The sequence below is a fragment of the Sphingobium sp. TCM1 genome, from assembly GCF_001650725.1.
GTDB lineage: Bacteria > Pseudomonadota > Alphaproteobacteria > Sphingomonadales > Sphingomonadaceae > Sphingobium.
In genome coordinates, this window is the sequence record NZ_LXVX01000004.1 from 105137 (window position 1) to 113362 (window position 8226).

The 8226-nt window shown below is 64.3% G+C and carries 8 protein-coding genes; 3 read left to right on the forward strand and 5 right to left on the reverse strand.

The features are described 5' to 3' along the window. Positions 1–102 precede the first annotated feature (102 nt). The gene (locus A7Q26_RS04290; RefSeq protein ID WP_066857011.1) at positions 103–1227 is read left to right on the forward strand and encodes an FAD-dependent monooxygenase; all 1125 of its coding nucleotides are present in this window, start codon (positions 103–105) and stop codon (positions 1225–1227) included. Between the two features lie 42 nt (positions 1228–1269). Here A7Q26_RS04290 and A7Q26_RS04295 read toward each other — a convergent pair whose 3' ends face one another. Genes A7Q26_RS04295 through A7Q26_RS04315 form a run of 5 tightly spaced genes read right to left on the reverse strand, consistent with a single transcriptional unit; the run spans position 1270 to position 5663 of the window. Continuing rightward, positions 1270–2037: an SDR family NAD(P)-dependent oxidoreductase gene (locus A7Q26_RS04295; protein WP_066857014.1), complete on the reverse strand. Its 768-nt coding sequence runs from the start codon at positions 2035–2037 to the stop codon at positions 1270–1272. 2 nt (positions 2038–2039) lie between these two features. Beyond that, on the reverse strand, positions 2040–3371 hold the full coding sequence (gene hisD, locus A7Q26_RS04300; RefSeq protein WP_066857017.1) for a histidinol dehydrogenase: 1332 nt from the start codon (positions 3369–3371) through the stop codon (positions 2040–2042). A gap of 43 nt (positions 3372–3414) precedes the next feature. After that, complete coding sequence (locus tag A7Q26_RS04305) at positions 3415–3714, reverse strand: antibiotic biosynthesis monooxygenase family protein (protein ID WP_066857099.1); 300 nt, start codon at positions 3712–3714, stop codon at positions 3415–3417. A 22-nt stretch (positions 3715–3736) separates the two neighbouring features. Next, entirely contained in the window at positions 3737–4450 is a 714-nt protein-coding gene (locus A7Q26_RS04310; RefSeq protein WP_066857021.1) for an SDR family NAD(P)-dependent oxidoreductase, read from the reverse strand. Beyond that, complete coding sequence (locus A7Q26_RS04315; RefSeq protein ID WP_066857024.1) at positions 4443–5663, reverse strand: MFS transporter; 1221 nt, start codon at positions 5661–5663, stop codon at positions 4443–4445. The genes A7Q26_RS04310 and A7Q26_RS04315 overlap by 8 nt, the downstream gene beginning before the upstream one ends. 189 nt (positions 5664–5852) lie before the next feature. Here A7Q26_RS04315 and A7Q26_RS04320 point away from each other — a divergent pair, with 189 nt between their 5' ends. Together A7Q26_RS04320 and A7Q26_RS04325 are read left to right on the forward strand one after the other, a co-directional pair. Further along, on the forward strand, positions 5853–6512 hold the full coding sequence (locus A7Q26_RS04320; RefSeq protein ID WP_198162843.1) for a TetR/AcrR family transcriptional regulator: 660 nt from the start codon (positions 5853–5855) through the stop codon (positions 6510–6512). Positions 6513–6600: 88 nt separating this feature from the next. After that, positions 6601–7653 carry an aromatic ring-hydroxylating dioxygenase subunit alpha gene (locus A7Q26_RS04325; protein ID WP_066857030.1) on the forward strand — a complete coding sequence of 351 codons (1053 nt, stop codon included), beginning with the start codon at positions 6601–6603 and terminating at the stop codon, positions 7651–7653. Positions 7654–8226: the final 573 nt, after the last annotated feature.

Genomic DNA, 8226 nt, shown 5'->3' on the forward strand with positions numbered 1-8226 from the left:
TCCAGCTTTCCGATAGCAGATATTGAAGCAAAGGATTTTCGCGGCCGCCCGGCACTCGATAGCAGAAACAGTGAGAAGAGTTTCCGGGAGAGGCATGGTATCATGATTGCGGGCAAACATATATTGATCGTAGGCGGAGGCATTGGCGGCATGGCTGCTGCCATCCGTCTGGGCGAACTGGGCGGCAAGGTCACGCTGATCGACATCGATCCGGAATGGCGGGTCTACGGCGCGGGGATCACAATCACCGGCCCGACGCTCCGCGCCTATCGGCGCCTTGGCCTGCTCGACGCGATCAAGGAAGAAGGCGCAATCGCCAAGGGATCGACCATCTTCCGCCATGACGGGTTGCGCTTGCAGCAACTGGATGAACCCGCGTTGGAGGAAGGGCTTCCTGCGACCGGCGGCATCATGCGGCCCAAATTGCACCGCATCATGCAGGCGCGAGTCAAGGCGCTGGATACCGATATCCGCTTGGGCCTGTCGGTCAGCGCGCTCGAAAACCGCGATGGCGGCGTGGACGTGACCTTCACCGACGGGACCCAAGAGCGCTTTGACCTGGTGGTCGGCGCCGACAGCATCTATTCGGCGGTGCGGCGCATGGCCTTCCCGCACATGGCCGAGGCGCAGCCCACCGGCCAGGGATGCTGGCGCGTGTCGATGAAGCGCCCGCCGACGCTGGAGAGCGGGGAGATTTATCTAGGCCATCGCTATCCCGCAGGCATCAATCGTTGCGCGCAGGATATGGTCTATCTGTGGATGCTGACGCCGCATGAACATCGCGAAGTCCATTTCACCGACGAGGAACTGTTCACCAGATTGCAGGAAAATCTTGCCGATTTCGGCGGCAACATCGCTTGGGTGCGGGAGAATATGACCCGTAACGACTGGATCAACTATCGCCCGCTCGCCGCCGCCTTGCAGCCTGGACCCTGGCATATGGGGCATATCGTGCTGCTGGGCGATGCCGTCCATGCGACCACGCCGCACATGGCGTCGGGCGCGGGCATGGCGGTAGAAAGTGCGCTGGTGCTGGCGGAGGAACTGGACCGGGCGGCTACTATAGAGGCTGGTCTGGAAGCCTATGAAGCGCGACGCTACGACCGGTGCCGCCATGTCGTGGAGACCAGCATCGCCGTCGGCAGGATGCAACTGGCAGGCGATCCACCCGAAGCGATCGGTGCGGCGCTGGGCGCGGGACTGCACCGGCTGGCGGACGATTATTGAACGCGGCGAAAGGCCCGGCGGACGCAACCGCCGGGCCTTTCCTTATTCGGCGGTCCAGCCGCCATCAACGACCAAGCTGGTGCCGGTCATCAGCGCGCTGGCGTCGGACGCGAGGAAGACCACAACGCCCATCAGATCCTCGACCGTGCCGAGCCGCCCCAGTTTGATCTTGTCGAGCACGCTGGCAAGAAACGCCTTGTCCTCGAAAAAGGGTCGCGTCATCGGGGTTTCGATGAAGGTCGGCGCGATCGTGTTGGACCGGATACCGTGCGGCGCCAGGTCCAGCGCCATGGCCTTGCTCAGCCCCTCCAGCCCCCATTTGGACGCGCAATAGAGCGAGCGACGCGGGCCGCCGACATGGCCCATCTGCGACCCCATATGGATGATCGATCCGCGCAGGCCCGCAGCGATCATGCCCCGCGCCACGATCTGCGCGGCAAAGAAGGCGGCGCGCAGGTTGAGGCCGAGCACCGCGTCATAATCCTCCTCACTCACCTCGGTGAACGGCTTGGGGCGATTGGTCCCGGCGTTGTTGAGCAGAATGTCGAAAGGGACGAGCGCGCCGAGCGCCGCGGTCATGCTTGCCACGTCATTGACGTCGATACGGACCGCCTCCGCCTGGCCACCCGCGGCGCGGATCGCCTCCGCCCCGGCCGTGATCTCTTCCCCGCTGCGGGCGGCAAGCGTCACATGCGCGCCCGCCTGCGCCAGCGCGGCGGCGCAGGCGAGGCCGATGCCTCGCCCTGCACCCGTCACCAGCGCGCGCCTGCCATCCAGCCGGAAGCTGGGCGTCGTTGGCAAAGCCTCCATCGTCAGGCGGCCGTCGCCGGCGTGGGTTCGGCCGCCCCGGCATAGGGGACGTCGCGGCCGCCATAGCGGCGGACCCGGATGTTCGCCTGCTCACCATGGCCAGAAAAGCCTTCGAGCGCGCACAGGCGGCTGCAATATTCGCCGACCAGCGCCGATGCTTCGTCGGTCATGACCTTTTGATAGGTGCAGGTCTTGATGAACTTGCCGACCCACAGCCCGCCGGTGTAGCGCGCCGCCTTCTTCGTCGGCAGCGTGTGGTTGGTACCGATGACCTTGTCGCCGAAGCTGACATTGGTACGCGATCCCAGGAACAGCGCACCATAATTGGTCATGTTCTTGAGGAAATAATCAGGATCAGCGGTCATCACCTGGACATGTTCCGACGCGAGATCATCGGCGATGCGGACCATTTCCGCATCATCCTCCGCCACGATCACTTCGCCGAACGTCTCCCATGCCTTGCGCGCATAGTCGGCGGTGGGCAGTATCTGTAGCAGCCGCTCGACCTCCTTCATCGTCTCGCGCGCCAGCTTCTCGGAAGTGGTCAGCAGCACGGCCGGGCTGTCGGGGCCATGTTCGGCCTGGCCGAGCAGGTCGGTGGCGGCCAGTTCCGCGTCGCAGCCGATCTCGTCGGCAATCACCAGCGTCTCGGTCGGCCCGGCGAACAGGTCGATACCGACCCGGCCGTAAAGCTGGCGCTTTGCTTCGGCGACGAAGGCGTTGCCCGGCCCGACGAGAATATCGACCGGGTCGATGCTCTGGGTGCCGAGCGCCATCGCGCCGACCGCCTGGATGCCGCCCAGTGCATAGATGGCGTCCGCGCCCGCCATGGCCTGCGCCGCGACGATCGCGCGGGCCGGCTGCCCCTGGAAGGGCGGCGCGCAGGTGATGACCCGCTTCACGCCTGCGACCTTGGCGGTGATGACCGACATATGGGCGGATGCGAGCAGCGGATATTTACCCCCCGGCACATAGCAGCCGGCCGAGTTGAGCGGCAGATTCTTGTGGCCCAGGATGACGCCCGGCATCGTTTCGACCTCGACGTCGTGCAGGCTGTCGCGCTGGATCTGCGCGAAGTTGCGAACCTGGGTCTGGGCGAATTCGATGTCCTTGCGCTCCTGCGGCGACAGGCTGTCGACGCAGGCGTCGATTTCTGTCTGGCTCAGGCGATAATCGTCCCGCTCCCAGCCATCGAATTTGATCGACAGGTCGCGCACCGCTGCGTCGCCACGCTGTTCGATGTCGGCCAGCGTCGCTTCGACGATATCGCGGACCTTCCGGTCGGCATCGGCCTTCGCCTGTGCGGTCGCGCCCCGCTTGAGATATTGTGCCATATGTTCGTCCTTTCTTATGGGGCCATCCGAGCCCGAAAATGAGTCAGAATCCGCCGATCGCGGGTTCGATGTGGAAGACGTCAGGCGCCGCCTTGAAAAAGGGACCAGCCAGCGCGCGCCAGGCCTGGAAGCCGTCGGACGCGCGGAAATCGACCATGTGCGCGTCGACGCTGTCCCAGCCCACCACCAGTAGATAATGACCCGGCCGATCGACCGCGCGCTCCAGCGCAAAGCTGCGGCAGCCGGGCGCGGCACGGAAATGGGGCTGCGCCTGCGCGACGGCCGCCTCGAAATCGGCGGCTTGGGCCGGATCGATGTCGATCCGGGCAATTTCCTTGATCATGTCCATTCCTTCCTTCGTCGCATCACCAGGCAGTCGCGCCCGCATCGACCGCCACGTCGGCGCCGGTCACATAGCGGGCCTCGTCCGAGGCCAGCCACAGCGCACACCAGCCGATGTCGTCGGGCTCGCCCAACCGCTTGAGCATGTTTTTCGCCAGCACCGTTGCCTCGAACGCCGGGTTTTCCGCCAGATGGCGCCCCGTCGCTGCGGTGCGAATGAAGCCGGGCGCGATGCTGTTGGCACGGATATTATGTGGCGCGCCCTCCATCGCGAGTTGGCGAGTCATCGCCAGCACCCCGCCCTTGCCGGCGCAATGGGCGAGCGCTGGAGAGCCTTCGAGCGCGTGGCGGGCATTGGCCGAGGCGAAATTGATGATGGAGGCATGGCCGCTTGCCTTGAGCCAGGGCCAGGCGGCGCGGGTCGCGAGAAAGACGATATCGAGTTCACCCGATAGCGTCGCTCTCCAATCGGCATAGGAAAGCGCCTCGATCCAGTCGAAGATGGCGAAGGCGGCGGCATTCACGAGAATGTCGATGCGGCCATGATCGGCGCCGATCCTGTTGAACAGCGCATCGGTCGCGGCTTCGTCCAGCAGGTCGCAACTCTCGTCCGCGCCTGCCCGGTCGACGCCGATGACATGCGCGCCTTCCGCAGCAAAGATGCGCGCGCAGCCCTGGCCGATGCCATTAGCCGCACCTGTGACCACCGCCACCTTGCCCTTCAGCCGATCAGCCATGGACGATCATGCTTTCCACCGGCTGTGCACCGCGACGGAGCGGCGCTAGCAACGCGATACCTGCGCCGACCAGCGCGCCAACCGACATCAGCAGGAATGCCCCCATCAAGCCGCCGGCCTGACGCCCCAGGAGCGTGACGACGACGGGGCTGAGAAACTGGCCGAAGGCGAAAGCGCTCTGCCACATGCCGGCACCCCGTCCACGTACCTCGAACGACAACAGGCTCATCGACCAGACCAGCAGCGTGGGCAGCAGCAGGCCAGCGCCAACTTGATTGAGGAAACAGCCGACAAGGAAGGGCGTCGGGCCCTTTGCCAGCGCCATGGTCGCAAAGCCCGCCGCGAGCAGCGCGAATTCAATGAGCAGCAGGCGGCGAATGGGCCAGCGTCCGACGCGAGAATAGACGAAGGTGCCCAGCGGCACGCCGATGCTGGCGATCGATGTCAGCAGGCCGATTCGGGCGGGATCGGTCAGGCCCAGATGCACCAGCCCCGACGATGCCTGAATCTGCACCGTGTAGAAGAAGATCGAGCCATAGACGGTGATCGCCAGGATCATCATCATGCGCCGCCAGGGGAAGCCCCCATCAGCGACAGGCGCCGCCACCCCCGCGGGACCGCTACGCTCCCCCTTCGGCTCCCACGTGAAGCGCAGCACCAGCGCGAACATCAGCAGCGCGGACGCATAGACCCAGAAGGGCATACGCCAGCCGAACGCGCCAAGCTGGCCCCCGATGTTGAAGAAGAGCAAGGCCGACAGGGACGCGAAGGCGGTCTGTCCCGCCAGCCATTTGTCGCGCGCTGCGCCGGTGAAATAATCGCCGATCAGCGTGGTGGACAGTACCATGATCAGCGCCTCGGACAGCCCCACGCCGACGCGCGACGCCAGGATGGCGGGAAGGCTGGTGAGGAATACCGGCGCGACGCCGGTCAGCGCATAGAGCAGGAAGGCGGCCAGCAGCAGGCGGCGGCGGCCGAAATGGTCCCCCAGTAGTCCGGCTATCGGCGAGAGGAACGCCACGCAGAGCGCCGGAACGGTCAGGATCATCGGCACCCAGAATTCATATCCGGGCACTGCACGATAGGCGTGCAGCAGTTGCGGCAGAATGGGTGCCAACAGGACGATCGCCATGGTCGACAGGGTGATCGGCAACAGCAGCGCGATTCCCGTCAGCGCGCCGGGCATAGGGTGGGAAAGGGTTTCGCTTGCCATGCTGCTAATCGCTCCGCCGCAATATGGTGCAAGCGCGCATCGTCTTTTCCCCTCCGCGGTTTTTCTGGGGGGCAGGATCATGCCGCGGGGCGATCCGGTCAAACCGAAAGGATGAAATCGACCTATTCATGGAAGTGCGCCGCGATCCGGGCGCTTGCAACATGTCGGCATCGCGGCGAATGTCCCACCATGTCCGCGCCCGCTTCCGTCTCTGTCCCGTCCGCCAATGGCAAGCACCGCGCCGCCAACGCGCGCAAGGCCGCGCTGATCCATCACGCCCGCGAACAAATGGCCGTGCATGGCGTTCAGAACGCGAGTCTGAACGACATCATCCGGCTCGCCGGCGGATCGAAGGCCACGGTCGTCAAATATTTCGGTAACAAGGCGGGGCTGTTCGCTGCAGCCATGGCGCTGACGGCGCAGGAAGTGATGGCGGAGCTGACGCTGGACACCGGGGCGGAGGATCGGCTGGAACCTGCGCTCCAGAGCCTGCTGCGCGGGTTGCTCGCCTTCTACCTGCGGCCGGATTCGCTGACGGTCTATCGCGGCGTAATCGCGTCGGCTGATGCGGCCGAGGGATTGGGTGACAGTTTTTATCGTGAGGCACATCTTCTGGTGGTCGATGAAGTTGCGGCTTTCCTCTCGAAATGGGTCGGACGGGGCATCCGCGCCGACATCAACCTGCAGGACTGCGCCGGACGCCTGACCCACATGATCCGCAGCGATCTGTATGAGCGGCGACTGCTGGGATTGGTTCCGCCACCCGATGAGGCGGCAATCGCACGCCAGGCCGCCACGACGGCAGCCCTTTTCCTGAACGGAGTGGCGGAAGGCAGCGCGCCAGCCTAAGCCCCACTTGACTCGACCCGAAACCAAAGTGTACCAATGGTACATAACATGGCCGGGCCTGCACAGCCGGCGGGATGAGGAGTATGTCATGGCTTATCTGAAAAACGCCTGGTACGTTGCCGCCTGGGACCATGAGGTGCCCGAAGGCGGTATGCTGTCCCGCCGCCTGCTGGGCGACCCGATCCTGTTTTTTCGCGACGAGGCGGGTGTGGTGAAGGCGCTCCATGGCGTGTGCCCGCACCGCTACGCACCGCTCGCGCGCGGCAAGCTGGTCGGCGACATGGTCCAGTGCGGCTATCATGGCCTGGGCTTTGGCACCGACGGCGCCTGCGTTCACAATCCGTTCGGCGCGCCGCCCAAAAATATGAGCCTGCGCCCCTATCCGGTCATTGAGTTGCACAGCGCGATCTGGATCTGGATGGGCGAAGCGGACCGCGCCGACCCAGCGCTCATCCCCGATTTCGGCTTCAATGATCCTGAGACGGCCTGGGTTGGCAAGGGCTATCTGAACGTCAAGGCGGGCTACGAACTGGAGATCGAGAATATCCTGGACCTGAGCCATGTCCAGTTCCTGCATCCGACCACGCTCGGCAGCGACAAGGTGTCCGAAGGCATCTACACCTGGAAGCAGGAAGGTGACGAAGTCTGGTCGAACCGCGACATCCATGGCGAAATGATGACGCCCGAACTGGCGGAAGCCATGGGGATCGACCCTGACGCCCTGGCCGACCGCTGGATCAACGTCCGCTGGAACGCGCCGGCCAACCTGGCGATATTCGCCGGTGCGGTGACGAGCGGCCGTCCCAAGGCGGAAGGCCGGGAAGCGCCGACGGCGCATCTGTTCACCCCGGAAACGGGAACCAGTTCGCACTACTGGTATTCAATCGCCTTTCCCAAGGCCATGGGTCCGATCGGCGACCAGATGGCACAGGAGCAGGTCCGCTTCCTGAGCGTCCCGTTCGAACTGGAAGACCTGCCCATGCTCGAAGATCAGCAGGCCAATATCGGCGACCGCGATCTGCGCACGATGAAACTGGGCTGGCTTCCGGGCGACGCAGCGGGCGCGCGGGCACGCAATCTTCTCTATGCGCGCATCGACGCCGAAGTCGCGGCGAGAGAAAAGACGACGGAAATGGCCTGAAAAGCCTGCTTCCGTCCTTACAGCCCATAGAATTTTCCTTGGCGCGGATAGGCGGGTTTCGCTGCCGTGAGGATCGCCCTACCTTCGTACTCGGTCCAGGGCTGCAGCGGCCCCTCCGCCTGTTCATTGCGAGGAACATCCCGAAGCGGGAGGCCGATGGCCCTTCTTCCTGCGGGATTTTCGCGACGACGTCCCGCGAAGTAATATCGGCCAACCGAACGAAAGAGCCTTGCTATGCGTGGCCGCCCGCGGAAAGCTGCCCAGCCTGCGCCCCGCTGCCCGATCGAGAGCAGATAAATCGTCGCTGGTGAAGGACATTCCGCACCTCTTTCCCCAGGCTCGGACGTCTGCCGATCCCCAGAAAAGCTGGAAAAGAAAAGTTGGCGCAGGGTTTCGCCCGCCCGAGCGCCTCGCCTATCGCCTAAGAGCCGATCCGAAAGTTGTTGAGCAATACCAGTATGAACCGCCCCGGGTTTGCCGGAGGCTATTTGGTTTAATACCAGCCTTCAGTGAAGCTGACTCACGATGGGGATTCCCAAGGCGCTGAATTTCTGAATCTATGGATTCCTGTTG